The 23,841-nt window shown below is 61.5% G+C and carries 23 protein-coding genes; 11 read left to right on the forward strand and 12 right to left on the reverse strand.

Features of this window, described 5'->3' with window-relative positions; all coding sequences use genetic code 11:
- Nucleotides 1–15: 15 nt before the first annotated feature.
- Entirely contained in the window at nucleotides 16–897 is an 882-nt protein-coding gene (locus ETQ85_RS05130) for a pirin family protein (RefSeq protein WP_148577985.1), read from the reverse strand.
- Between the two features lie 467 nt (nucleotides 898–1,364).
- Nucleotides 1,365–3,155 carry a SulP family inorganic anion transporter gene (locus tag ETQ85_RS05135; RefSeq protein ID WP_148577986.1) on the reverse strand — a complete coding sequence of 597 codons (1,791 nt, stop codon included), beginning with the start codon at nucleotides 3,153–3,155 and terminating at the stop codon, nucleotides 1,365–1,367.
- A 97-nt stretch (nucleotides 3,156–3,252) separates the two neighbouring features.
- Between ETQ85_RS05135 and ETQ85_RS05140 the strand changes: the two genes are divergently transcribed.
- Nucleotides 3,253–3,888 carry a carbonic anhydrase gene (locus tag ETQ85_RS05140; RefSeq protein ID WP_148577987.1) on the forward strand — a complete coding sequence of 212 codons (636 nt, stop codon included), beginning with the start codon at nucleotides 3,253–3,255 and terminating at the stop codon, nucleotides 3,886–3,888.
- 19 nt (nucleotides 3,889–3,907) lie between these two features.
- Here ETQ85_RS05140 and ETQ85_RS05145 read toward each other — a convergent pair whose 3' ends face one another.
- The 7 genes from ETQ85_RS05145 to ETQ85_RS05175 all read right to left on the reverse strand — a co-directional run bounded on the left by ETQ85_RS05145 (nucleotide 3,908) and on the right by ETQ85_RS05175 (nucleotide 7,353).
- The gene (locus ETQ85_RS05145) at nucleotides 3,908–4,234 is read right to left on the reverse strand and encodes a plasmid stabilization protein (RefSeq protein ID WP_148577988.1); all 327 of its coding nucleotides are present in this window, start codon (nucleotides 4,232–4,234) and stop codon (nucleotides 3,908–3,910) included.
- Nucleotides 4,235–4,237: 3 nt separating this feature from the next.
- Nucleotides 4,238–4,684, reverse strand: coding sequence for an OsmC family protein (locus ETQ85_RS05150; RefSeq protein ID WP_148577989.1), 447 nt, complete (start codon nucleotides 4,682–4,684; stop codon nucleotides 4,238–4,240).
- 150 nt (nucleotides 4,685–4,834) lie between these two features.
- The gene (locus ETQ85_RS05155; RefSeq protein WP_148577990.1) at nucleotides 4,835–5,968 is read right to left on the reverse strand and encodes a Fic family protein; all 1,134 of its coding nucleotides are present in this window, start codon (nucleotides 5,966–5,968) and stop codon (nucleotides 4,835–4,837) included.
- A 45-nt stretch (nucleotides 5,969–6,013) separates the two neighbouring features.
- A complete protein-coding gene (locus tag ETQ85_RS05160; protein WP_148577991.1) occupies nucleotides 6,014–6,295 on the reverse strand; it encodes a type II toxin-antitoxin system RelE/ParE family toxin in 282 nt (93 codons plus the stop codon).
- Complete coding sequence (locus ETQ85_RS05165; RefSeq protein WP_148577992.1) at nucleotides 6,292–6,525, reverse strand: ParD-like family protein; 234 nt, start codon at nucleotides 6,523–6,525, stop codon at nucleotides 6,292–6,294. The genes ETQ85_RS05160 and ETQ85_RS05165 overlap by 4 nt, the downstream gene beginning before the upstream one ends.
- Nucleotides 6,497–6,748 (reverse strand): hypothetical protein, encoded by a 252-nt coding sequence (locus ETQ85_RS05170; protein WP_148577993.1) that lies wholly within the window; start codon nucleotides 6,746–6,748, stop codon nucleotides 6,497–6,499. Before ETQ85_RS05170 ends, ETQ85_RS05165 begins: the two co-directional genes overlap by 29 nt.
- A 137-nt stretch (nucleotides 6,749–6,885) precedes the next feature.
- A complete protein-coding gene (locus ETQ85_RS05175) occupies nucleotides 6,886–7,353 on the reverse strand; it encodes a hypothetical protein (RefSeq protein WP_148577994.1) in 468 nt (155 codons plus the stop codon).
- 250 nt (nucleotides 7,354–7,603) lie between these two features.
- Between ETQ85_RS05175 and dinD the strand changes: the two genes are divergently transcribed.
- Nucleotides 7,604–8,350, forward strand: a complete 747-nt coding sequence (dinD, locus tag ETQ85_RS05180) for a DNA damage-inducible protein D (protein WP_148577995.1) — start codon at nucleotides 7,604–7,606, stop codon at nucleotides 8,348–8,350.
- Between the two features lie 133 nt (nucleotides 8,351–8,483).
- Here dinD and ETQ85_RS05185 read toward each other — a convergent pair whose 3' ends face one another.
- Nucleotides 8,484–9,521: an IS5 family transposase gene (locus ETQ85_RS05185; RefSeq protein WP_148577996.1), complete on the reverse strand. Its 1,038-nt coding sequence runs from the start codon at nucleotides 9,519–9,521 to the stop codon at nucleotides 8,484–8,486.
- Between the two features lie 326 nt (nucleotides 9,522–9,847).
- On the opposite strand from ETQ85_RS05185, the gene ETQ85_RS05195 reads away from it, so the two are divergent.
- The gene (locus ETQ85_RS05195; protein WP_222862065.1) at nucleotides 9,848–11,143 is read left to right on the forward strand and encodes a ThiF family adenylyltransferase; all 1,296 of its coding nucleotides are present in this window, start codon (nucleotides 9,848–9,850) and stop codon (nucleotides 11,141–11,143) included.
- Nucleotides 11,121–12,221 carry a HesA/MoeB/ThiF family protein gene (locus ETQ85_RS05200; protein WP_222862066.1) on the forward strand — a complete coding sequence of 367 codons (1,101 nt, stop codon included), beginning with the start codon at nucleotides 11,121–11,123 and terminating at the stop codon, nucleotides 12,219–12,221. The genes ETQ85_RS05195 and ETQ85_RS05200 overlap by 23 nt, the downstream gene beginning before the upstream one ends.
- A gap of 301 nt (nucleotides 12,222–12,522) precedes the next feature.
- Here ETQ85_RS05200 and ETQ85_RS05205 read toward each other — a convergent pair whose 3' ends face one another.
- Nucleotides 12,523–13,476, reverse strand: coding sequence for a LysR family transcriptional regulator (locus ETQ85_RS05205; protein ID WP_148577999.1), 954 nt, complete (start codon nucleotides 13,474–13,476; stop codon nucleotides 12,523–12,525).
- Nucleotides 13,477–13,578: 102 nt separating this feature from the next.
- Between ETQ85_RS05205 and ETQ85_RS05210 the strand changes: the two genes are divergently transcribed.
- Nucleotides 13,579–14,595, forward strand: coding sequence for a zinc-binding alcohol dehydrogenase family protein (locus ETQ85_RS05210; protein WP_148578000.1), 1,017 nt, complete (start codon nucleotides 13,579–13,581; stop codon nucleotides 14,593–14,595).
- Here the strand turns inward: ETQ85_RS05210 and ETQ85_RS05215 are convergent.
- Nucleotides 14,592–20,183, reverse strand: a complete 5,592-nt coding sequence (locus ETQ85_RS05215) for a PAS domain S-box protein (protein ID WP_148578001.1) — start codon at nucleotides 20,181–20,183, stop codon at nucleotides 14,592–14,594. The genes ETQ85_RS05210 and ETQ85_RS05215 overlap by 4 nt on opposite strands.
- Before the next feature lie 172 nt (nucleotides 20,184–20,355).
- Here ETQ85_RS05215 and ETQ85_RS27250 point away from each other — a divergent pair, with 172 nt between their 5' ends.
- The 6 genes from ETQ85_RS27250 to nusB all read left to right on the forward strand — a co-directional run bounded on the left by ETQ85_RS27250 (nucleotide 20,356) and on the right by nusB (nucleotide 23,825).
- Entirely contained in the window at nucleotides 20,356–20,490 is a 135-nt protein-coding gene (locus ETQ85_RS27250; protein ID WP_281283069.1) for a hypothetical protein, read from the forward strand.
- An 83-nt stretch (nucleotides 20,491–20,573) separates the two neighbouring features.
- Nucleotides 20,574–21,008, forward strand: a complete 435-nt coding sequence (locus ETQ85_RS05220) for a CBS domain-containing protein (protein ID WP_148578002.1) — start codon at nucleotides 20,574–20,576, stop codon at nucleotides 21,006–21,008.
- A 136-nt stretch (nucleotides 21,009–21,144) separates the two neighbouring features.
- On the forward strand, nucleotides 21,145–21,756 hold the full coding sequence (locus tag ETQ85_RS05225; RefSeq protein WP_148578003.1) for a riboflavin synthase: 612 nt from the start codon (nucleotides 21,145–21,147) through the stop codon (nucleotides 21,754–21,756).
- Nucleotides 21,753–22,850, forward strand: coding sequence for a bifunctional 3,4-dihydroxy-2-butanone-4-phosphate synthase/GTP cyclohydrolase II (ribBA, locus tag ETQ85_RS05230; RefSeq protein WP_148578004.1), 1,098 nt, complete (start codon nucleotides 21,753–21,755; stop codon nucleotides 22,848–22,850). The genes ETQ85_RS05225 and ribBA overlap by 4 nt, the downstream gene beginning before the upstream one ends.
- A 28-nt stretch (nucleotides 22,851–22,878) precedes the next feature.
- On the forward strand, nucleotides 22,879–23,349 hold the full coding sequence (gene ribH, locus ETQ85_RS05235; protein WP_148578005.1) for a 6,7-dimethyl-8-ribityllumazine synthase: 471 nt from the start codon (nucleotides 22,879–22,881) through the stop codon (nucleotides 23,347–23,349).
- A complete protein-coding gene (gene nusB / locus ETQ85_RS05240) occupies nucleotides 23,346–23,825 on the forward strand; it encodes a transcription antitermination factor NusB (RefSeq protein WP_148578006.1) in 480 nt (159 codons plus the stop codon). The genes ribH and nusB overlap by 4 nt, the downstream gene beginning before the upstream one ends.
- Nucleotides 23,826–23,841: the final 16 nt, after the last annotated feature.

Genomic DNA, 23,841 nt, shown 5'->3' on the forward strand with positions numbered 1-23,841 from the left:
GACACCTCGCCCGCCTCAGCCGTCGCCCCACGGCAAGGGCGGCGGCACCAGGCGGGGGGCGCGCCCGTCGCCGACCGGGCCGAAGCGGGGATCACCGCTGTTCCACTGACCTTGCGCTGCGGCGATGGCGGCCTTGCTGAAGCCGACGAAATTCCACCACATCAGGACCGGCTGCGCGAAAGGCTGGCCGCCGAGAAGCAGCACCTGGGCGCCGGCGCCCAGATTCAGGCGCAAGGCATCCCGGCCGCGGCCGAGGTAGGCGAATTCGTCGGCCCGGAAGCATTCTTCGCCAATGCCGACCTCCCCGGCCAGCGGCAGCAGTCCGTATTCAAAATCGGGGGCCAGTTGCAGTTCGAGCGCCGTCGCCTCCGCGCAGGAAATGTCCATGCCGAGCAGCGGCGAATACAGGCGGGTCGGAGCGCTGCGCTCGCCGTAGCGGCCGGCCAGCAGGGTCAGTTGGGCACCGCCTTCCTGCCAGCGCGGCAGGTCGGGGTAATGCGCAAAATCCGGGGCGCAATCCTGTGCGTCGGGCGGCAGCGCAATCCACAGTTGCGCGGCGTGCAGTGCCTGCCCGTCGTGCAGCGAATCCTCGGTATGAACGATGCCCCGGCCGGCGGTCATCAGATTGACCTGACCAGGGCGGATGACTTGTTCGTTGCCCAGGCTGTCGCGATGCAGGACCTCGCCCTCGATCAGCCAGGTGAAGGTTTGCAGCCCGATGTGCGGGTGGGCGCCAACGTGCATGCCGTGCCCCGGTGCAAAGGCAATCGGGCCGGCATGGTCGAGAAAGCACCAGGCACCGACCATGCGCTGCTGGCGACTGGGCAGGGAGCGACGCACGAGCATGCCGTCGCCGAGGTCGGCACTGCGGGCTTCGATACGGACAATGGGGTTCATGGCGATCTCCTCGCAGATGGGTTTGGGAAATCTACGCTCAGGCGAAGACACGCACCAGAGGGGATGGCCACGCCCCGTGGGTCGGACTTCAGTCCGACTCAGATCGCGGAACCCGTGCTGTCGGACTAAAGTCCGACCCACAGCAAAGCCACACATCGCCCCCTTGTGGGTCGGACTTCAGTCCGACTCAGATCGCTGAGCCCGTGCTGTCGGACTAAAGTCCGACCCACAGCAAAGCCACGCATCGACCCCTTGTGGGTCGGACTTCAGTCCGACTCAGGTCGCTGAACCCGTGCTGTCGGACTAAAGTCCGACCCACAGTAAATCCGCGCATCGCCCCCTTGTGGGTCGGACTTCAGTCCGACTCAGGTCGCGGAGCCCGTGCTGTCGGACTAAAGTCCGACCCACGGTGATACCAAGATCGAGGGGGGATGCAGGAGCGACTTCAATTGCCCAGGGCGCGGGCCCTATTTAGCCCGGTCTTCCCAATCCACCCACTGCACCGAATGCGTCTCCAGATACCCGCCTACCGCTTCACCCACCGTCGGAAAGAATATCTCTTCGCCCAGCTGGGCGAAGAGGCCGAATCGAATGAGCTTGTCCTTGACCGGATCCTTCATCTCGGCAAGGCACAGCCTGATCCCCGCAGCTTTCAGGGTTGCATCGAGTTCGGCGAGCATGTCGGCAGCGGTAACGTCCACGCTGGTCACCGGCTCGGCGGCGATGACCATCCAGCTTACGGGGGTCGGCGCCGCCGTCACGGCATCGAGGACGCGATTCTGAAACAACTCGGCATTGGCAAAAAACAGCGGCGCGTCCCAGCGAAACAAGACCAGGCCGGGGATGACGCGGGCGTCGGGATAACGGGTGATGTCGTGATAACCCTTGACGCCATCGGCCCGACCGAGGACGGCAGAATACGGGCCCCAGCCATCCCAAAGAAACTCGATCACAGCCATCACGATGGCCAGGCCGATACCCTCAATCGCGCCGAATACGGCAACCCCGGCAAGGCAGCCGATGGACAGCCAGAACTCCCAGCGTTGAATGCGGTAGATGCGGCGCAGGTCGGCAATCTCGATCAGACCAATCGCGGAGGCAATGACCACGGCCGCCAGCGTGGTCGTCGGCAAATTGTTGAGCAGATCGGGGGCAGTGACGAGCAGCGCGGCAACGCCCAGCGCACCGAACACACCAGACAATTGCGTCCTGGCGCCGGCCGCCTCGGCAACGGGCGTGCGCGAGGCACTCGCGCTGACCGGAAAGCCCTGGAACAGACCGGCGACAAGGTTGGCCACCCCCAAGCCCACCATCTCCTGATTCGGATCGACAAAGCTCCCGCTCTTGGCCGCATAGGTACGCGACAGCACGCTGGTGTCGGCAAACGACACCAGCGCAACGGCGACGCTGCCCAGCAGCACCGGAACGATGTCGGCATAGCTGATCAAAGGAAACGAGAGGACAGGCAAGCCCTGGGGCAGCGACCCCAGCACCGCGACTCCGCTGCCCGCCGCGAGATCCATGGTGCCGGTGATGATCGTGGCGCCCAGCACCGCAATCAGCACCCCCGGCAGACGCTGGCTGCGCTTGAGCAGCAGGATTACGGCCAGCGTAGCGACGCCCAGCGCCAGCGCGGTCCAGTTCGTCTTGCCGGCGAGCACCGCCGTACCGAATGCCCAGGCCTTGGCCATCAGACCATCGGCCTTGACCGAAAACCCGAACAGCGCCGGCAATTGGCTGATCACGACCGTCAGCGCAATACCGTTCATGTAGCCGTAGCGAATCGGTTTGGACAGCAGTTCGGTGACGAAGCCCAGGCGCGCGATGCCGGCCAGGATGCATAACACGCCGGAAGTGACCGCCATCATCCCGGCCAACGCGACGGCACGCAGCGGATCGCCGCCCGAAAGCGGCAGAACAACCGCCAGAATGAGCGCAGCCAATGAGGAGTCCGGCCCCAGTACGAGGATTCGGCTGGGCCCCACCAAGGCATAGGCCAGCAAGGGAAAGATGGTCGCATAGAGGCCGTAGATGCCCGGCAGACCCGAGGCTACGGCATACGCAATACCCACCGGGACGAGTACGGTGGTGAGCACCAGCCCGGCCACGAGGTCATGGCGCAGCCACGCCGCTTCGTAGTGACGCAGAACGTACAGCCCCGGTAACCAGCGCAGCCAGGCCGCCTGATCCACAGCCATTTTCTGGCGCTGGATACGACCGGCTTCTGGCGGGGAACACGAACGGGGCAAATCGGTCATTGGATAGGTGGTGGTTCGGCTCTTCTCCACGCGGTGGATGTATGACTACAATCGCCACCGTCCGAAGTTTGTTTAATCCATTGAAAAAAGATCAACCATGCAGAAAATTATCGATGGCTTTCTGAAGTTCCAAAGCGACGTTTTTCCGGAGCGCTCGGACTTCTTCAAACAACTGGCGGGCGGGCAAAGCCCCAAGGCCTTGTTTGTCACCTGTTCCGACAGCCGGGTGGTACCTGAACTGCTGACCCAGCAAGAGCCCGGCGATCTCTTTGTGATCCGCAATGCCGGCAACATCGTTCCCTGCTACGGCCCCGAGCCGGGCGGGGTGTCGGCTACGGTGGAATACGCCGTTTCCGTGTTGAAAGTGACCGATATCGTTATCTGCGGCCACTCCAATTGTGGCGCGATGGCGGCCATTTCCAGTTGCCAGTGCATCGATCACCTGCCGGCGGTTGCCCATTGGCTGCGTTATTCCGATAGCGCCAAGGCCATTGTCGCTGGCCGGGAATACGCAACGCAGCAGGAAAAGGCGGATGCCATGGTGCGTGAAAACGTGATCGCCCAACTGTCCAATATCCGCACCCATCCTTCCGTAGCGGTAGCCCTGTCGCAACACCGGCTGAATCTGCACGGCTGGGTATACGACATCGAAAAAGGCCACATTGACGCGCTGGACGGCCAAAGCATGGAGTTTGTGCTGCTCAGCGACAACCCCAACGTCAAGGCGACCTGATACCGCTAAGTCGGCGTAGTCATCCCGCCAGCGCAGCTTCAAGCTGCGCCTTGTTCATCGCAGAACGCCCCTTGATACCGCGCTGACGGGCCTCGTTGCGAAGCTGAAGCACGGTTCGGCCACCCGGCCCCTGGTGGGAGCGCAAACCGCCGCGCCGCGCCGAAGACATGTCGTTGATGGACGACGCGCTGGCGCTTACCGATTCACCGTGCTGCGCCCGTTCCTTATTGACCACCCGCGCCGCGATCTCCTCGGCCAGAGACTCGGGCTTGCCGCTTTCAAGCAGGCTTTCCTTGATGTGGGCGTACTGACGTTCGCGCTTGGCGCTCCAGGCTTTTTGCGGCATGGCTCATGCTCCCGCGTTGTCGAGCGTGGCCTGCAAGCTGATCTCGGCAACGCTTGCCAGCGCCTTCGACAGGGGGCAGTCGCGCTTGGCCGACGCGGCGATCTCCTGGAAACGGGCTTCGTCAATGCCGGGCACGCTGGCCTTCAGCGTGAGGGCGATGCGGTCGATCACGAAGGCGTCGCCCTCAGGCACCAGGCGCACGCTGGCCTGCGTATCCAATGAGCCGGTGGCAAAGCCGGCCTTGTCGCAGGCAAACGAAAACGCCATCGTGAAACACGCCGCATGCGCAGCGGCCAGTATCTCTTCGGGGTTCGTCCCCTTGCGGTCGTCCTCGAAACGGCTGGCGAAGCCGTAGGGATAGCCCTGAAGGGCCCCGGTTTCGGTGCTGATCTGGCCCAGGCCCTTCTTGCCCGACCCTTCCCAATGCACGCTGGCGGTTTTTTCGCTCATGACGGAATCCTTCAAAGGTGGTTTAAGGAGCCAGTCCATCGTCACGGCAAAAACCGGGCGGGTCTGTTGCTCAACACACAAAGCCCCGCTGCGCTCAACGGAAGGCCGACAAATCGCCTCTCCTCGCCCCATTCCCCTGTGGGTCGGACTTCAGTCCGACACCCCACGCTCCGCATACAAGGAATACGCACTGCTGCGCCCCCCGCCCGGAGTCTTGTGGAGGATGCCGAGGGCAATCAATTCGTTGATATCGCGCAGCGCGGTGTCGGGCGAACACTTGGCAATGGCGGCCCATTTGCTGCTGCTGAGCTTGCCGTCAAAACCGTCGAGCAGGCGATTGAGCAACTTTGACTGGCGCTCGTTGAGCGGCGTGCCCGCCCAGCGCTGCCAGAAGTGCGCCTTCATCAGCACCGCGTCCAGTGTGTGCTGGGCGCTGTCGACGGCGCGGAGCAATGTCTCCAGAAACCACGCCAGCCAGGCCGTGACGTCCAGCGTCGCCTTCTGGGTGTGCTCAAGGATGGCGTAATAGTCCTTGCGCTCCCGCTGGATCTGCGCCGACAGACTGTAAAAGCGCTGCGGGCTGCCATCGGCGCGGGCCAGAAGCCAGTCGCCCACTGCACGGGCAATGCGTCCATTGCCGTCATCGAAAGGGTGCAGCGTTACGAACCACAGATGGGCCAGCCCGGCCTTGAGCAGCAGAGGCTCGGGCGTGGTGCCGTTGGCCCATGCCAGAAAGCGGGCAATTTCGGCCGGCAATTGCGCAGCCGGCGGCGCTTCGAAATGAACACGCTGGCGATGCAGGGGGCCGGAAACCACCTGCATCGGGCCATTGGCATCATCGCGCCAGCCCCCCACACGGATGGGCGAAAGGCCGCTATAGCCCGTGGGAAACAAGGCCGCGTGCCAGCCGAACAAACGCGCCTCGGTTAGCGCCGCATCGCCCCGCCCGGTGGCGTCCAGCACCATCTCGACCACGCCCTCGACGTGACGGTCCACCGGCGCAAGCGCGCCAATATCCACCCCGAGCCGCCGCGCAATGGAAGAGCGCACCGACTCGACCTTGAGCAGCTCGCCTTCTATCTCGCTGGTCCTGACCACGTCTTCGGTGAGGGCCGCCAGACTGGCCTGATCACGCAAGGCCAGGCCCACATCGGCCAGACGCCCAAGCAACCGTCCCTGCGCGTGACTGACCTTGATCAAGGGGTCGGCAAGCGCCGCCAAGTCATAACGCCAAACCGGCCAGTCGGGCTCCTGCCACAGGTAAAGTTTATCTCCGCAATTCATACGGAGATTGTGCAGGGCAATCTCCGCAAGGACAAGCCCGGCCCCTCACCCCCGCTTGATGTCCCGATAGAAATTCTCATGCGGCCCGACGGCTTCCAGATAAACCAGCCGAACCTCGTCATCGAGCGTATAGCCCAGCAAATAGAGCTGCCCCTGGCTACGAAACTTGTAGACCAACAGATCCGCCAGATCGCCCTTCTTGCGCTCCCCTGCTCCCGGATTCGCAGCCACAGCGCCTACGGCTGAATCTACATCGGCGGCAACATTGTCCTGCAGCTTCTTGTACTGCCTGGCAAAGCGGCGTGTTTGCCGCACCTCGTAACTCATTTGGTACGGGGCCTCGGCACAAAGGGAGTCGTGTGCTCCCGGGGTTCAGCCATCGACATCAAGGACTCGGCAATGAAACTCACCGGCAAATCCGGGTTATCGAGGGCCGCGCGCCCGAGCCGGGCCCAGAACTCAACCTGACCCGCAATCGTCCGATGCTCGGCAGCCGCATCGGCTTTAGCCAGATCGTAAAGCGTTTGATCAATCCTGATCGACGTAGTGGCAGACATGCAAGGCTCCTTTACCACATTTGTAGTAAACCAACTTTAGCACGCCCGACACCCCACGCAAAACCCCCTCCACACCCAAAAAAACGACCTCCCCCACCCAAAAATCCCCACCGGCCGATAAAACATCCCGCTCCGCCGATAATAAATCCATCCCCCTCGGGGAAAAATCATGAGCCGGTCGGGATAAATCCATCCGCGCCGGGGATTTAATATCAAAAATCATCGTTTAATCCCCACCCGCTCATATTAAATCCACGAAAATCGGGGAAAAAACGACGCCGCCGATAGATAAATCCCCGATTTTCATCCATTAATCCAGCACGGAGCACCAATCGGGCGCCCCGCCACCCCATCCGGCAATCAGACTGCCGCAGCCGACGGCTTGCGCGGGCGCCCCGGGCTACGCACGGCCATCGCCTGCCGCAACTCATCCAGCCACTCGGCCTTGCCGTACATCTTCATCAGCGCATAGCCCTCCAGTGCCGCCGTAAAAATATCGCTGCCCAGCGCCAGCCCCGTGTCCTCCCCCTTCGCCAACACCCCGCGCAGCCGCACCAGGCGCTGCCGCAAGGCATCGAAAGCCGCAATGTCCTTGTGCATTTCGCCCAGATAGAAAGTGGACGGCAGGATCTCCTGGTTCTGCTCCAGCACCAGCGCCGTCTGCCGACAGAATTGCTCCGACTTGTCACCCATCTTCGCCAGCCCCCGCACCTCCTCGGTCGAAAGCGACAAGAAAGGCGCAAACACCTCCTCAATCGTGGCAATCGCCTGATCGAGCTTGGTGAGGGACTCGGCGGACAGTTCGAGGGAAATCAGGTTCTGGGACATGGCATCACTCCGGATAAGTAAATTGACTAAGGCGCCGGAAGCCGGGAGGCGAATCCACCCGGGCCTCGGCGCCGGGCGGAATATTACATAGCGTTATGACAAAAGGGCAACATGCATTGCTCAACTACCCGAATCGGCGGCGTTTGAAAAGTGAACTATTACCAATCTGGCATTGGCAAGGCATGGGGGGCGAGGCGTAGGATTGGGGCCGGGCTGCGTAGCAGCAGGGGATAAGAGACAAGGGAGCACCATGCAATCCGGCGCCATCCAACTATTGAAGAATCATTTTGATGCGCTAAGCCAGCGCACCCCGGACGAGGACATTGAGTTCTGGTTTGCCCGGGACATCATGGAACCACTCGGATACGCCCGCTGGGAGAACTTCCAGACCGCGATCAAGCGCGCCATTGATTCATGCAAAACAACGGGTTACGCGGCAGATGACCATTTTCGTGGCGTCACGAAAATGGTCAAACTTGGTAGCAGCGCCGAACGAGCGATTGATGACTTCATGCTCACCCGCTACGCCTGTTACCTGATCGCCCAGAACGGCGACCCGCGCAAGGAACCCATCGCTTTTGCCCAAAGCTACTTTGCCACCCAGACACGCAAGCAGGAACTGATCGAAGACCGCATGCGCCTGCAGGCCCGGCTGGATGCCCGCGGGCGCCTGCGTGAATCGGAAAAGACGCTTTCACAGAACATCTACGAACGTGGCGTCGACGATGCCGGATTCGGACGTATCCGTTCCAGGGGAGATGCGGCGCTCTTCGGCGGCCATACCACCCAGGCCATGAAAGACCGTTTCGGCATTACTAAAACCCGTCCCCTGGCCGACTTTCTGCCCACCCTGACCATTGCTGCAAAAAATCTGGCGACCGAGATCACCAATCACAAGGTCAGCCTTTGGCAGCAGACTCAGGTGACAACCACACCGATGTACTCCGCAATCAGAACGTCCCTAAGGGCACCTCGAATAACCCGAGGTTTTCAGTAAATCCCACCGCGCAATGCTGATCACGATCGAATTCTGATCAGTTTCTTCGGCACATAACCGCCGTCGCCGGCAGCGCCGTCCCGTTTTTGCCTCGAATCGCCTCGGGCAGCGGCGATTCGGCCAATTTCTGGCGTCAGAAGGCCTCGATTCCGGCCTTCTGGAGATAGACCAGCCGCTTCAGGTTGTAGCAGGCCGCCATCATCGTCATCGCAAAGTTCGCGCGCGCCCGGCCGATGGTGCGCAGCAACTTGCCGCCCATCTGCTCGATGGCCCCGAACACGTGCTCGACCCGCGCACGCGTCTTGGCGATGCGCTTGTTGCGTCGCTGCTGGCAGTCGGACAGTGGCTTGTTGCGATGGCCCTTGCGTTGGATCTGGTTGCGGAAACCGTTTTCCTTCAGCCAGGCTTCCCGCTCCGCCGACGGATAGCCCCGGTCGGCATAGACGTCCCGGCTCGTGTTGGCCGTATCGAACACGTTGTCGAAGTGCTGGCTGTCGTGCGTGCTGGCCGTGTCGGTCTCGATCTTGCGGATGATCTTGTACTTCATGTCGACGTTGATGGAGAGCTTGTAGCCGAAGTGGCTCTTGCCGTGTTTCTTGGTCCAGGTGGCGTCGAGGTCCTTCTGGCGCCGCTTGGCGGGCTTCCAGGCGGCCGGCATCGCGCCTTGCTCAATCAACGCTTTCTCGCCCCGGCTGTTGTGCTGCTTGGGCGCAGGCACCAGGGTCGCGTCGATGATCTGACCACCGCGGGCGATGAAGCCCTTTTTGAGCAGCTGCGCCGAGACGCCGTCGAACAACGCCTTTGCGCCGGCTTCGCCGATGCGGTTCTCGAAGGTCCACACCGTGGTGCGGTCGGGAATGTTCGTTGCGTTCGCCAGCCCGCAGAAGCGCTTGTAGCTCATGCGATCAAGCAGCTGGTACTCCATCTGCTCGTCCGACAGGTTGTACAGCCGCTTCAGGACCAGGATGCGCACCATCGTCTCGGTCGGGTACGGCGGGCGGCCACCCTGGGGGCTGACCGGCCGGGGCGCGATGCGATCGACCTCGGCCGCCAGCGCCACGAAGTCGATGTAGGACTCGATCTCGACCAGCGGATCGCCCAGGGTATCGATCTTCTTGCGGTGATGTTCGTCTGCGAACAGGTCGGTCTTGATGGCGCTGCGCGGTTTCATCGGAGTCGGCTCGGGGCGGATTCAGAACGATGCAATTTTATCAAGAGTGGGCGAGTCGAGGTTTTTCGAGGCGCCCCTAAGTTGTTGTCGGAAAATAGGAGTGGGAAGCGCGGCTGATCTGTACATGAATGGTGACTTATGCGAAGATTAAGGTAGATTCAGTGTACGTAAAGAAAATTATCAGAAAGCCTAAATTTGCATTCTTTAGTTCTCGTTAAAACGCATAGGAGAAGTGATGATGGGAAGTTTAGATTTGACTTTTGAAGTTACCCAGAATGATATGACAGGTAAGACATATTCCGCGGGTTGTACATCGGGAGGTTCGAGTGGCTGCTGCACCGCCATTTGTTCCGGGGGTTGTAAGTCCCGTATTGATCAAGCGTCTCAGGCTGCATGGGATCAATATCTGGAAGTTAATACTGGCTTACTGCAGTACTAATAAATTACCATTTACTATCAAAGGACCGCTCTGTAAAAAGAGCGGTTTTTTTATGCTCAACGAAACCTATAAACTAAAAGAATCAATCGATGTGTTTGTCTCAGAAACCGAGTCTCCGGACAAAGTTTTAATTATCTTCCACAAAATGACTACGCGCGACAGAATTGAAATTATTGCTGGAAAAGGAGTGGCAGAATTCTTGGCTTTGCTTGATGGAAAAACAACAACAGTAGATATTTTGAGTAAACTTGGTAATTTTGACAATGACTCAGCAGCCAGTTTAATTGAATTTCTTAGCAGTCAACGCTTGATAGTAAACTTCACGGAACGCCCTCCTGAAAACCAGAGATATAAGCGGCAGATAGCATATTTCGATGATTTGATTTTAGACCGACCGGGGCACTCAACGCAGGAACAACTAAAAAGCAAGCATGTAACAATATTTGGATGTGGCGCAGTCGGAGGTTCTATTGCAGAGATTCTGGGGAGGGCGGGAGTGGGAGAGTTTTTACTGATCGATTACAAGCGAGTTGCAGAAGGAAATTTGGTGTGCGACACCTACTCAACGCGCAAAGATATAGGCAATTACAAAACTGACGTTTTAGCTGCCTTTCTGAATACTATCGACAGCAACATAAATATCTCCACCATCAACGAGCAGTTACTCCCCCACACAGATCTATCATCATGGATTCCAAAAAATACAAGTTTGGTTATCAACACATGCGACGAACCTTACATTGGTCACACCTCACTGAAGATTGGAAGGCACTTACATCAACAGGAGATTCCTTTTTATGTTGCAGGTGGTTTTGATGCCCACTTAATGAGCTCTGGCGAACTAATTTTCCCCCCTTTCACCCCCTGTATTGATTGTGCACAAAAAACCTTCTCAGTCGCACTTGAAAACTGGAAGCCCACGTACTCCTCTATCGAGGACAGCGATGAGAATATTTCGTTTGAGACTACGAATAACTATATCGCAGGAGGCTCTGGTGGATTTGTCGCACTGAGCGCCTTTTCGGCGAACTTGGCTTCATTGAGAATTCTAGAATTCATTTCCGGTGACTCATCCATTAATTTCAATACCGTCAGATATGAGTATCTAATCAACTCTGGATTCACGACCGAATTTGAGATGCAAAAACAGGAGAATTGTTGTGTTTGCAACGACAAAATTTAGACTTCGTCAAAGCATTGGCATTGTTGCCAATCAAAACACTATTGAATTTTTTCGGGCCAATACAAGAACTAGCGTTTCATTAAAAATGAAACCTGACGGAGTCATTGATTTTCTACGGAACTTTAACGGAAAAAACTCTCTGGATTACATATGTCAGTTGCTTCCGAAAACTCCGCCCGATCAGATTGAAAAAATCGCTCTTTTTCTTCGTGATAACTTTGTCTTAATTGAACACGATCTAGATTACACCACGGAGTATATTTCATACTATTACCGACTATTAAATTTACTAGAAGATTTTTTCCATAGAACTAGCGATGTAATTGGTGCCCTCGAAAAAATCTCAAAATCACAGGTAGCCATTATTGGGCTTGGAGCCGTCGGAAGCCATATCTCCCTATATCTTGCAAGAGCTGGGGTTAAGAAATTTATCCTAGTTGATCCAGACAAGGTTGATGTCAGCAACATTCATCGACAAGCATACAGCGAGTCGAATATTGGAGAGTTAAAGACAACATGTTTGGAACGGAAAATCAAAGAAATTTCACCTCATGCGATAATCAAAAAAATAGAATACCCCCTTAATAAAGATTTTTTTCTAAGCCAAGAATTCCCAACAGATGTTGATTTAATTATTAATTGCGCAGACGAACCCAGCGTTGATTACACAAGCTCCATTGTGTCTGAATATGCCATGAGTCACACAATCCCTCATATTGTTGGCGGGGGCTACAACCTTCATCTAACCCTAATAGGGCAGACGATAATCCCATACGAAACAGCATGCTATAAATGTTTTGACTCAAAACTCACTGAAATCAACGCCATTGAGTTTCTTGGAATTAGGCGTCTAGATAGAGAAAATAGAAAGCTCGGTTCATTCTCCCCACTTTCTGGGATTGCTGCCAGCCTGGCTTCGCTTGATGCCATCAAGGTTATTGTTGGGGCAAATAACTTTCTGCTGCAGACGAATAAACGGATTGAGTTTAATTCAAAAACAAAAACTTTTAATGCAATTGATGTCCCGAGGAATCCAGCATGCCCATGGTGTGCCACTAACCGACACTTAAAGAAGTAGCTGACTGCTGGGCATGTACAAGCCTTTAGTGCTTTAGCGATCCAGGCCAAGGTCCATAACGTTGAATCATCAAACGAACGTCGGCATACAGGATCAAGGATCCGCTTGCACAAATTAACGGATGGTAGAAGCAACTGTTAACAGGGTGATGCAAAAGTAGAAATACAGACCCGAAAAAATATGACGACCTCTCAGAACAGCCTGTATGCCATTTTTTTCGAGGCGGTAGGGGTGAAGAGACCCCCGAAAACATCGTTTATGACGGCGCAAAATAGTTTTGCATCACCCTGTTAAGTCCAACTTAATGGTTCGACAGGAGAGTTCCCGACAGCTCTCCTGCACCGCACCGCAGCTTGTCGGATATCGCTCCTCCCCCAAACACCCCCTCCAAATACCCCAACAACACCTTGATCCGTGCCGGCTGATACCTCCGGCTCGGATACGCCACATACAGCGGCGACGGCTCGCCCCGCGCATCCGGGAACAGATCCACCAGCCGCCCGGCTTGCAGATCGCCCTCTACATCGAGCCGTGATTTGTAGGCGATGCCGTGGCCTTGCACGGCCCAGTGGCGCACCAGGGCGCCGTCGTCGGCGGCGCGGTCGCCGCTGACGGTGACTTCGCGTTGCTGGCCTTGGTGGAAGAGGCGCCAGCGGTTGAACAGTTCGCCGTTGCGGTAGAAGCAGATGCAGTTGCGGCGGGCCAGTTCTTCAACGCTGCCGGGCTGGCCATGGCGGGCGAGGTAGTCGGGCGAGGCGACGAGCACGCGGGTGTTGTCGCACAGCTTGCGGCCGATGAGGTTGGAGTCCTGCGAGAGGCCGTAGCGCAGGACGAGGTCGATGGGGTTGCGGTAGAGGTCGATGAGGCCGTCCGACAGGTGCATGACGAGGCGCAGTTGCGGGTGGCGCTGGCGGAAGGGTTCGAGCAGGGTGTCGAGGCGGTCGCGGCCGAGGTCGGAGGGCACGCCGAGGTGGATCTCGCCGGAGAGTTGTTCGCGCCCGGCCTTGAGGGCGGCGAGGCCTTCTTCGAGTACCTGTTGCGATTGCACGCAGCTGCCGAGAAAGTTCTCGCCGGCCTGGGTGAGGCGCAGGGAGCGCGTGGAGCGCTCGAAGAGCTGGCTGTCCACGCGCTTTTCGAGGCGCTTGAGGGCGGCGCTGGCGGCGGCCGGGCTCATGCCGAGGGTGCGGCCGGCGGCGCTGATGTTGCCCAGTTCGCTGACGCGGATGAAGAGCTGCACATCGGCAAAGTGGATCATTCTCAAAGCCTTTTTGATGGTTCATCAAAGTCTAGCCCAATTATCAAACGGGTCGCCGGGCGCCACACTGGCGGCCATCCCCCTTACCCAGGAATGCGCCCCATGAAAGCCATTGGTTACAGCCAACCCGGTTCCATCGACCGGAACGATGCCCTGATCGACATTGAACTGCCCCGCCCGGTGCCCAGCGGCCGCGACCTGCTGGTGGAGGTGCAGGCGGTGTCGGTGAATCCGGTGGATACCAAGGTGCGCCGCAGCGCTGCCCCGGCCGAGGGTGAATACAAGGTGCTGGGTTTTGATGCGGTGGGCGTGGTGCGCGAGGTGGGGCCGGACGTGCGCCTGTTTCGCCCCGGTGATGCGGTGTGGTACGCCGGCGCCATTGATCGCTCCGGCAGCAATGCGGAATTCCAGTTGGTGGATGAACGCCTCGTCGGCCGCAAGCCGACGACTTTGTCGGCAGCCGATGCGGCGGCCCTGCCGCTGACCGGCATTACCGCGTGGGAATTGCTGTTCGACCGCTTGCAGGTGCCGCTGGCCGGCCACGGGCGGCCGAGCACGCTGCTGATTGTGGGCGCGGCGGGCGGGGTGGGTTCGATCCTGATCCAGCTGGCCCGCCAGCGTACCGACCTTACCGTGGTGGCAACGGCGTCACGCCCGGAAAGCCGTGCGTGGGTGACACAGCTGGGCGCCCATCATGTCATCGACCACCGGGAGGCCTTTGCGCCGCAACTGGCGGCGCTCGATTTGCCGCCGGTGGACCAGGTGATCAGCCTGACCCACACCGACAAGCACTTTGTGCAACTGGTGGATGTGCTCGCCCCGCAGGGCAAGCTGGCGCTGATCGACGACCCGGAGCTGATCGACGTGCGCCTGCTCAAGCGCAAGAGCCTGAGCCTGCACTGGGAGCTGATGTTCACGCGCTCGCTGTTCCAGACGTCCGACATGGAGGCGCAGCACCGTTTGCTGAACGCGCTGGCCGATCTGGTGGACCAGGGGGCGGTGCGCAGCACGGCGCAGGTGCATCTGGGTTTGATCAACGCGGCCAACCTGCGCGCAGCCCATGCGCTGGCCGAGAGCGGCACGGCGCTGGGCAAGATTGTGCTGGAGGGCTTTAATTAAGCGGGTTTGTCGGGCTTGGGCAGCCAGCGCAGGATGGTGGTGAAGAGGCGGTCCGGCTCGACCGGCTTGGACAGGAAGTCGTTCATGCCGGCAGCCATGCACTGGGCGCGGTCTTCGGCGAAGGCATTGGCGGTCATGGCCACGATGGGCGTGTCCGCCTGGCCGGGCAGCCGGCGGATTTGCCGGGTGGCTTCAAGGCCGTCCATCTCGGGCATCTGCATGTCCATCAGGATCAGGTCGAAGTCGGAATGGCGGACCATGTCCACCGCCACCGCGCCGTTGCCGGCCACCGCCACGTCGAGGCCGGCGTCGTGCAGGAAGAGCTTGGCGACTTCCTGATTCACCGGCTCGTCCTCCACCAGCAGGATGTGCACGTGCCCGTAGTCGCGTTTCAGGGTGGCCTCGGCGACACCCGCCTCGGCAACCTCGGGGACATTCCCCTGGATGGGGCGACCGATGCCCAGCCAGGCCGAGAACCAGAACTCGCTGCCCACGCCCACGGTGCTGCGGGCGCCGGCCTGGCCGCCCATCAGCTCGGCCAGGCGCCGGGTGATGGCCAGCCCGAGCCCGGTGCCGCCGTATTTGCGGGTCATCGAGGTGTCGCCCTGCTCAAAGGGCCGGAACAGCTTGGGCAGGGTTTCCGGCGGAATGCCGATGCCGCTGTCGCGCACCTCGATCCGCACCAGCACGCGCCCGTCGCGCTGTTCTTCCAGGTGCACGCCGAGGGTCACGGTGCCGGTTTCGGTGAATTTGACTGCATTGCTGGCCAGGTTGAGCAGCGCCTGGGTCACGCGCGTGGCATCGCCGCGCACCAGGCAGGGCAGGCTCTCGGTTTCCACCACCAGGCGCAGGCCCTTGGCGCTCACCTTCTCATGGACCATCGAGGCGACGTTGGCAACCACGCCCTCCAGCGCGAACTCGCCTTCTTCGAGCAGGAACTTCTCGGCTTCGATCTTCGACAGGTCGAGGATGTCGTTGATGACGCCCAGCAGGTGGCGGGCGGCGTTGTCGATCTTGCCGAGCTGTCCGGCCTGGGTCGTGCTGACCCCCTCGCGCTGCATGATGCGCGCCATGCCCAGCACGGCGTTGAGCGGCGTGCGGATCTCGTGGCTCATGTTGGCCAGGAAGGCGCTTTTGGCCCGGTTGGCGCTTTCGGCGGCGTCCTTGGCCTGGGCCAGTTCGCGGGTACGCGCTTCGACCAGGCTTTCGAGGTGATGGCGGTGGCGGGCCAGTTCTTCCTCGTTGCGCTTCTGTGCGGTGACGTCCTGCTTGATGCCCAGGTAGTGGGACACGCTGCCGTCGGCCCGGCGCACCGGCGAAATCACCGCACGCTCGATGTACAGCTCGCCGCTCTTGCGCCGGTTGATCAGTTCGCCCTGCCAGACTTCGCCGCGGCTGACGGTTTGCCACATGGCGGAAAACACTTCGGGCGGGGTGTCGCCGGACTGCATGATGCGCGGGTTCTTGCCGCGCACTTCGTCCAGCGTGTAGCCGGAGGCGCGCTCGAAGGCCTCGTTGACGTACAGGATGCTGGCGTCCAGATCGGTGAGAACGATGCTGCCGGGGTTCTGTTCGACCGCCGTAGACAACATGCGCAGCTGTTCCTCGGCCAGCTTGCGCTCGGTGATGTCGGAGAACAGACAGGCGAACTGGCCCTTGATCGGCGAGTAATAGTGGTTCTCGTAGTAACGCCCGGTGGCCGCCACAAAACCTTCCATGCGGGAATGCTCGCCGGACAGCGCGGCGTGCACATGGGCATCGAACCAGAAGTCCTCCAGCCCGGGGAAGAGTTCGCGCACGCTCCGGCCCAGCACGGCCTCTGGCGCCAACCCCATGATGCGCGAATAGGCCGGATTGACGTCGAGGAAGCGCCAGTCCACCGGCGTGCCCAACGTGTCGTAGATCAGTTCGGCCAGGAAGAAGCCTTCCTGCATGGACTCGAAGAGGCTGCGAAAACGGGCATCGGCCGCCAGGCGTTCGTCCAGCGCGCGCTTGCGTTCGGTGATGTCGGTCGAGATGCCGCACAGGGCGTAGATGCTGCCATCGTCGCGGCGCAGCGGGAGCTTGATCGACAGGTAGCAGTGGGCTTCGCCGGACAGGCGGTCGACGTTGGTTTCCTCGATTTCGATGCGCTCGCCGCCCTCGATGATGCGGCGGTCGTTGTCGCGCAGCATGACGGCGGTTTTTTCGTCGAAGAAGGTGTCGTCGGGCTGCCCGACGAGTTGCTCCCGGGTGATCCCGAACAGCTCGCAGACGGCGCGGTTGGCGTAGGTGTAGCGGTAGTCGCGGTCCTTGATGTAGATGCAGGCGCCGGCGTTGTCGAGAATGGTGGCCAGCATCTCCTGCCCTTGCCGGCGCTGCTCTTCGGCCAGGCGGCGGACGCTGACGTCGAGCACGATGCCGATGTAGCGGCCCACCTTGCCGTCGGCGTCGCGAACGGGCTGGCCCCGACACATGAGCCAGCGGGGCGCCTGGTCGGGGGGCAGGTTGACCTGCCATTCCGCTTCAAACTGTTCGCCCTTCGCACTGGCCTCGCTGACGATGGTGGCGATGCGATCGCGGTCATCGGGGTGAATGGTCTCGCGCCAGGCCTCGTAGGACGGCGTGCAGGAATGGGGCGGAATGCCGTACAGCCCCCACAGCTCGTCGGACCAGTAGTTGTTGTTGCTTTCGAGAAACCACTCCCACGACCCGGCACGGGCCGCGTCGAGGGCCATGCGCAGGCGGCGTTCGCTGGCGCGCAGAAGTTCTTCGGCCAGGCTGCGCTCGGTGACGTCGGAGACGGTGGCCAGCACGTGTTCGACGCCGTCCATGCTGAGGCTGCTCAGGCTGATTTCGATGGCCAGCTCGCTGCCGTCCTTGCGACAGCCGCGCAAATGGCGCCGCGACATCAAGACCTGGGCCTGTTCGGGGGCGCTCCGGTACAGCTGGCGATGGCCCTGGTGGGCCACGCGCAGGGTATCCGGCACCAGCACATCCACCGAAACGTTGAGCAATTCGCCCGGCGCGTAGCCGAACATGGCTTCGAGGGCCGGATTGACCTGCACCAGCATGCCGTCCGGATCGACAACTAGCAGGCCCTCGACGCTCGATTCCCACACCTGGCGGAAACGGCCTTCGCTGTGGGCGTGGGCTTCCTCGGCCTTGTGCAGGTCGGAAATGTCGGTGAAGGTGAGCACCGCCCCGGCGTTGTCCCCCAGTTCGTTGCGGTAGGGGGCGATCTGCATCAGGTAGTGGAAATCGCGCTGATGCACGTGCTCGACGAAGGGTTCGTTGTCGGCAATCACCCCACCGACCCACTCCCGCAGGTGGGGCAGGTCCAGGTGGCAGGGCACGCCGTACAGGAACTGGCCGATGTCATTGGGCAGCAGCCCGAAAATCCGGCCCGCCAGCTCGTTGAAGCGGGTTACCCGCCCGTCCCGGCCAACCACCACGAGGCTGGTGCGGATGGAGTTCTGGATGTTGCCGAGGGTGGTGTTGAGCTGGACGTATTCGAGGGACTTGACCCGCAGTTCGTCGTTGAGGGTGGTGAGTTCCTCGTTGGAGGCCTGCAGTTCTTCGTTGGACGATTGCAGCTCTTCGCTGGACGACTGGATTTCTTCGTTGAGCGATTGCAGCTCTTCGTTGGAGGCTTCGAGTTGCTCGATCACCGCCTGCAGGTGCTCGCGGGTGTCGGCCAGTTCCTGGCGCAGGCGGGCGATCTCGTCGGCGGCTTCGGCGGGCAGCAGGCTGTCGCGCAATTCTGCCGGCACGACGGACGACGGGATCGGTGTTTCCTCGAAGCTGATCAGCACGGCCGCGTCCGGCCCGTCCTCCACCGCCCGGATGCGACGCAGGGCCAGGCGCACCCGCAAGGTCTCGTCGCCAATGCGCACCACGGCACCACCGCCGCCACGCAGGACGTCCACGGCATCCTGGCGCATTCGGTAGCACAGGGCCTTGAGCTCGCTGCGCAGTTCCGGCAGGCACAGGGCGAACACCGAAAAATCGGCATTCGCCACCGGCAGCGAGAAGTAACGCCGCGACGCGCCGAAGAAATGCAACGGTTCGAAACGTCCATCGACCAGCACGCCCGGCGGCCCGTAGGCCTCCAGCATGGCATCCCGGCTGCGTTCGACCAGGCTGTCACGCTGGGGCGCGGCGGCGAGACTGGTGATGGCCGGCCGGAACGGGCGCTCGGGCATCCCGAAGCGCATCGCGCGGTGCGGTTGCGTGCTGGTCGAGGCGCGCCGCCGGTAAAGCTTGCCGGCCGGGTCGATGACTTCGAACAGCGCCCCGCTGGCGCCGGTGGATTCCGATTTGCCGAGCAGCAGCAGGCCGCCCGGATTGAGGGCGAAGTGAAAGGTGCGGATCAGCTCGAGCTGCTGGAGGGGCTTGAAATAGATCAGGATGTTGCGACAGCTCACCAGATCCATGCGGATGAAGGGCGGATGGCTGGTCAGGTCGTGGGCCGAAAAAACGCACAACTCCCGCAGCGCCTTGCCCACCCGCCAGCCGGCGCCTTCGGGCCGGAACCAGCGGTTGAGGCGCTCGCTGCCCAGGCTCTCCAGATCGGCCGGCGGATACACCCCGGCGCGGGCGAAATCGAGGGCTTCGTGGTCGATGTCGGTGGCAAACACCCGCACTTCCCGCACGCCCAGGCGATCGCCGAGCATTTCGGCGAGCAGGATGGCGATGGAGTAAGCCTCTTCGCCGGTTGCACAGGCCGGCACCCACACCCGTACCGATTCCCCCGGACGCTTGCCGGCCACCAGCCCGCGCAGGGCGCGGGCCAGTTCGTGGAACACCGAGGCATCGCGGAAGAAGGCCGAAACGGAAATCATGAAGCTGTGCTGCAGCAGCGTGAGTTCCTCGGGGTGTTCGGCGACGTATTCCCGGTAGGCGCCCAGGGTGCCGAACCCGAGGCCCTGACTGCGCCGCAGCATCTGGCGGCGCAGGGTGCTTTCCTTGTACTGGTCCAGGTCGACCCCGGTTTCCCGGGAGGTCAGATGGAGCAAGGCCCGGAAGGAAGACTCTTCTTCCGCCTGCCGCGCGACCAGCAGGCTGTCCAGGCGAATGTCGATGTCGTTGAGCCAGGCGGCGACGGCCGCCGGGGAATCGTCGGCCCCGTTGTCGGAGACTTCGAGCAGCACGCCGCCCGCCTCGGCAATCGCGCGGGCGCCTTGCAGGGCAAAACGATCCTGGCCGGGCAGCAGCACGCCCACCGCGCGCCAGCCTTCCCGCGCCGCCAGGGATTCAAACAGGCAATCGGCATTCGAGCGGCCGCCCGCAAGGCGGGGCAACAGGCTCACTTCGAAGCCGCCAGCGCCAATCTGCAACGCGTGTTCGGGCGGACAGAGGTAAAGATGATCGGGCTCGGGCATGCCTCCGTCGAGGGCCTCCGCAACGCTGAGGGCACAGCCATCGGGAAATCCTTCAGTGGCCAGCGGCTCGGCCAGGATGAAGGCCACGGTTCCGCGGCGCTCCAGCCCCTTCAGCAGGCTTGCCAGGACGGCGCGGTTCCCTGCCGAGTTCCCGCCCACGACGACGAGATAAGGCTGGTTGACGGCTTCGGAGTCGGAGATCGCGCTTGTCGTTGTGCCCTTCATTGCCGTACCGGATCGCTATTCACCAAGGATGGTCGGTGGATGGTAAGCCGAAGACGCCCGCTTTTCCACGCGACCCGACAGAAAGGCGCGCCAGATATGCACAAAGACCCCCTTGCGAAACCTCGCCAGACCTTCCATGATTAAACATCGAAGCCACTCCGGAGAGCCCGCCATGATCCGTAAAATCGCCCTCTTTCTCGCTCTTGCCCTCGGCTTTGCCGCTGGCGCCCAGGCCTGTGGCGAAAACGCCGCCAAGCACACCAAACCGGACATGAGCAAGCCAGCCGCCCCCAAGACGGCGACCTGACCGGAAAACTCAGTCAAGGGCGTATAGACGCCCTTTTTTGTACCTGTTCCCGCATCCCCCAAATAACCCCAAAGGAGACAAAGATGCCCAACAGAACCCTGCGTCAGGTCATTGAAGGCCAGACCATCACTTCCGCCCTCGCCGACACCTCGGTACGCGCGGCGGCTGTCGCCATGGCCAACCAGCAAGTCGGTGCCATCCTGGTGGTGGACGACAAGGGCCTGCTCACCGGCCTGTTCACCGAACGCGACGTGCTCAACCGGGTCGTCGCCAAGGGGCTCGATCCGGACAAGACCCCGCTCTCCGCGGTGATGACCGAGAAACTGCTCACGGCAACCGCCGACAAGCCCCTCTCCCACGCCCTGCACATGATGTTCGAAGGCGGCTTCCGCCACGTGCCGGTCGTGGAAAATGGCAAGCCGGTCGGGATGGTTTCGGCGCGCAACGCGCTGGGCCTGGAAATCTGCCAGTTCGAAAAGGAACTCAAGGAGCGCGACCACATCGCCGAGATTCTCTAAGCATCGAGCGCCCACGCGACTGTCGTAACGGAAAGCCCCGCGAGGGGCTTTTCTCTTGTCGGGCCGGCCGCACAAACCGCCAGCCCCGGCCGGAAATCGCCTAAAATCGCGTTTTCCCTCGAAAAGCGCCCATCCCATGTTCTCCGGAATCGTTGCCGCCACCGGCCGCATCCTGAGCGTGTCGCCTCTTGAAGACGGCGTGCGCCTCACGGTAGATGTCGGTGCCCTCGACCTGGACGATGTCCAGCTCGGCGACAGCATCGCCAACAGCGGCGTATGCCTCACGGTGGTTGCCCTCGATGGCAACACTGTCCAGTTCGACGTGTCCCGCGAAACCCTCAACTGCACCGTCGGCCTCGACGCGCCCGCCGAGGTGAACCTCGAAAAGGCCCTGCGCCTGGCCGACCGCCTCGGTGGCCACCTGGTCACCGGCCACGTGGACGGTATCGGCGAAGTCGTGAAGTTCGCGCCCGTCGGCGAAAGCCACGAGCTCGTCATCCGCGCCCCCGCCGCCCTCGCCGGCTACATCGCCAAAAAAGGCTCGGTCACCATCGACGGCGTCAGCCTCACGGTGAACTGGGTCGACGGCCGCGAGTTCTCGATCAATCTGATCCCCCACACCGTCCAGGTCACCACCCTCAAGCGCCTCGCCGCCGGCAGCACCGTGAACCTGGAAATCGACCTTATCGCCCGCTACGTGGAACGCATGCAAGCCTGGCGTGACACTGGCGAAGGAGCAAACGCATGAGCGCACTGGCCCCCATTCAGGAAATCATCGCCGACATCAAGGCCGGCAAGATGGTCATCCTCGTGGACGAGGAAGACCGCGAGAACGAAGGCGACATCGTCATCGCCGCCGAGTACATCACGCCTGAAGCCATCAACTTCATGGCCAAGCACGCCCGCGGCCTGATCTGCCTGACCCTCACCGAGGAGCGTTGTCGCCAGCTGGGCATCAACCACATGGCGCGCGACAACCGCAGCCAGTTCAGCACCGCCTTCACGGTGTCGATCGAAGCGGCCGAGGGCGTTACCACCGGCATCTCCGCCGCCGACCGCTCGCGCACCGTGCAGGCCGCCGTGGCCCGCCACGCCAAGGCCAGCGACATCGTCCAGCCGGGCCACATCTTCCCGATCATGGCCAAGCCGGGCGGCGTGCTGATCCGCGCCGGCCACACCGAAGCCGGCTGCGACCTGGCCGGCATCGCCGGGCTGGAACCCGCCTCGGTGATCTGCGAGATCATGAACGACGACGGCACCATGGCGCGCCTGCCCGAACTGATCGAGTTCGCCCAGCTCCACGGCCTCAAGATCGGTGCCATCCGCGATCTCATCGAGTACCGCGCGCGCACCGAAAAGCTGGTCGAGAAGGTCAGCGAGAAGACTGTCGACACCGCGTACGGCCCGTTTCGCCTGTCCGCCTTCGAAGACAAGACCTCCGGCGAAGTGCATCTCGCCATGGCCTATGGCGACATCCAGCCTGACGTGGACACCCTGGTCCGCGTGCATGAACCCGTCTCTGTACTCGACTTCCTCGATCCGAGCAGCGGTCGCCACAGCTTCCCCGTCGATGCCGCCCTCAAGCGCATCGCCGAGCACGGCCACGGCGTCATCGTGCTGCTCTACCGCCCGCAGACCGGCCAGGACCTCCTCGCCCAGCTGTCCGGCGACAACGCCAACCTTCCGGCCCAGAAATGGGATCCGCGCCTGTTCGGCATCGGCGCCCAGATTCTCGCCGGGCTCAACGTCGGCAGAATGAAGATCCTCGCCAGCCCGCGCAAGATTTCCAGCATGGCCGGTTTCGGCCTGACCGTCGTCGGCCACGTCGCCCCCGACGCCTGAGCCCCAGAACATCCCACCAGGACACCCCATGCCCCGTTACGACAACATCCCTGAAATCGCCCCCAGCCTCGACGGCAGCGGCCTCCGCATCGGCGTCGTCATGTGCCGCTTCAACCTCGACGTCTGCGAAGGCCTGCTGTCGTCGTGCACCGCCGAACTGCAGCGCCTCGGCGTTGCCGCCGACGCGATCACCATCGCCACCGTGCCGGGCGCCCTCGAAGCTCCCCTCACGCTGCAGACCATGGCCAAGAGCGGCCGCTTCGACGCCCTGGTTGCCCTCGGTGCGGTGATCCGCGGTGAGACCTACCACTTCGAGCTGGTCTCCAACGAACAGGGCGCCGGCATCACCCGCGTGACCCTCGACACCGGCGTGCCCATCGCCAACGGCATCCTCACCACCGAGGACGACGACCAGGCCCTGGCCCGCATGCAGGTGAAGGGTGCCGACTGCGCCCAGGCGGCCGTCGAAATGGCCCGTTTGCTGAAGGCCCTGGGATGAGCGCCGCCATCAAGTCCCCCCGCCGCCGCGCCCGCGAATTCGCTCTGCAGGGCGTTTACCAGTGGCTGCTGAGCCAGGCCGCCCTCACCACCATCGAAAGCCAGCTCGGCGATGTCGGCGGTTTCGACAAGTGCGACCGGGAACTCTTCCTGGGCCTCTTGCGCGGCACCGTCAGCAATGCCGGCGACCTGCACATCGCCTTCGCCCCTTACATCGACCGCCCGCTCAACGAGCTGTCGCCGATCGAGCGCGGCATCCTGCTGATCTCCACCTTTGAACTGCTGCATCGCCCCGAGACCCCGTACCGGGTCATCATCAACGAGGCCATTGAACTGGCCAAGGGCTACGGTGGCACCGACGGGCACAAGTTCGTCAACGGTGTGCTCGACAAGCTGGCAGCCCAGGTTCGTGCCGATGAAGTGGAAGCCAACGCCCAGCAACGCCGCGCCGCCCGCAACGGCGACCAGCAAGCCTGATCTTTCCCCCCTCACC

It is taken from the genome of Zoogloea oleivorans, assembly GCF_008107625.1.
Lineage (GTDB): Bacteria > Pseudomonadota > Gammaproteobacteria > Burkholderiales > Rhodocyclaceae > Zoogloea > Zoogloea oleivorans.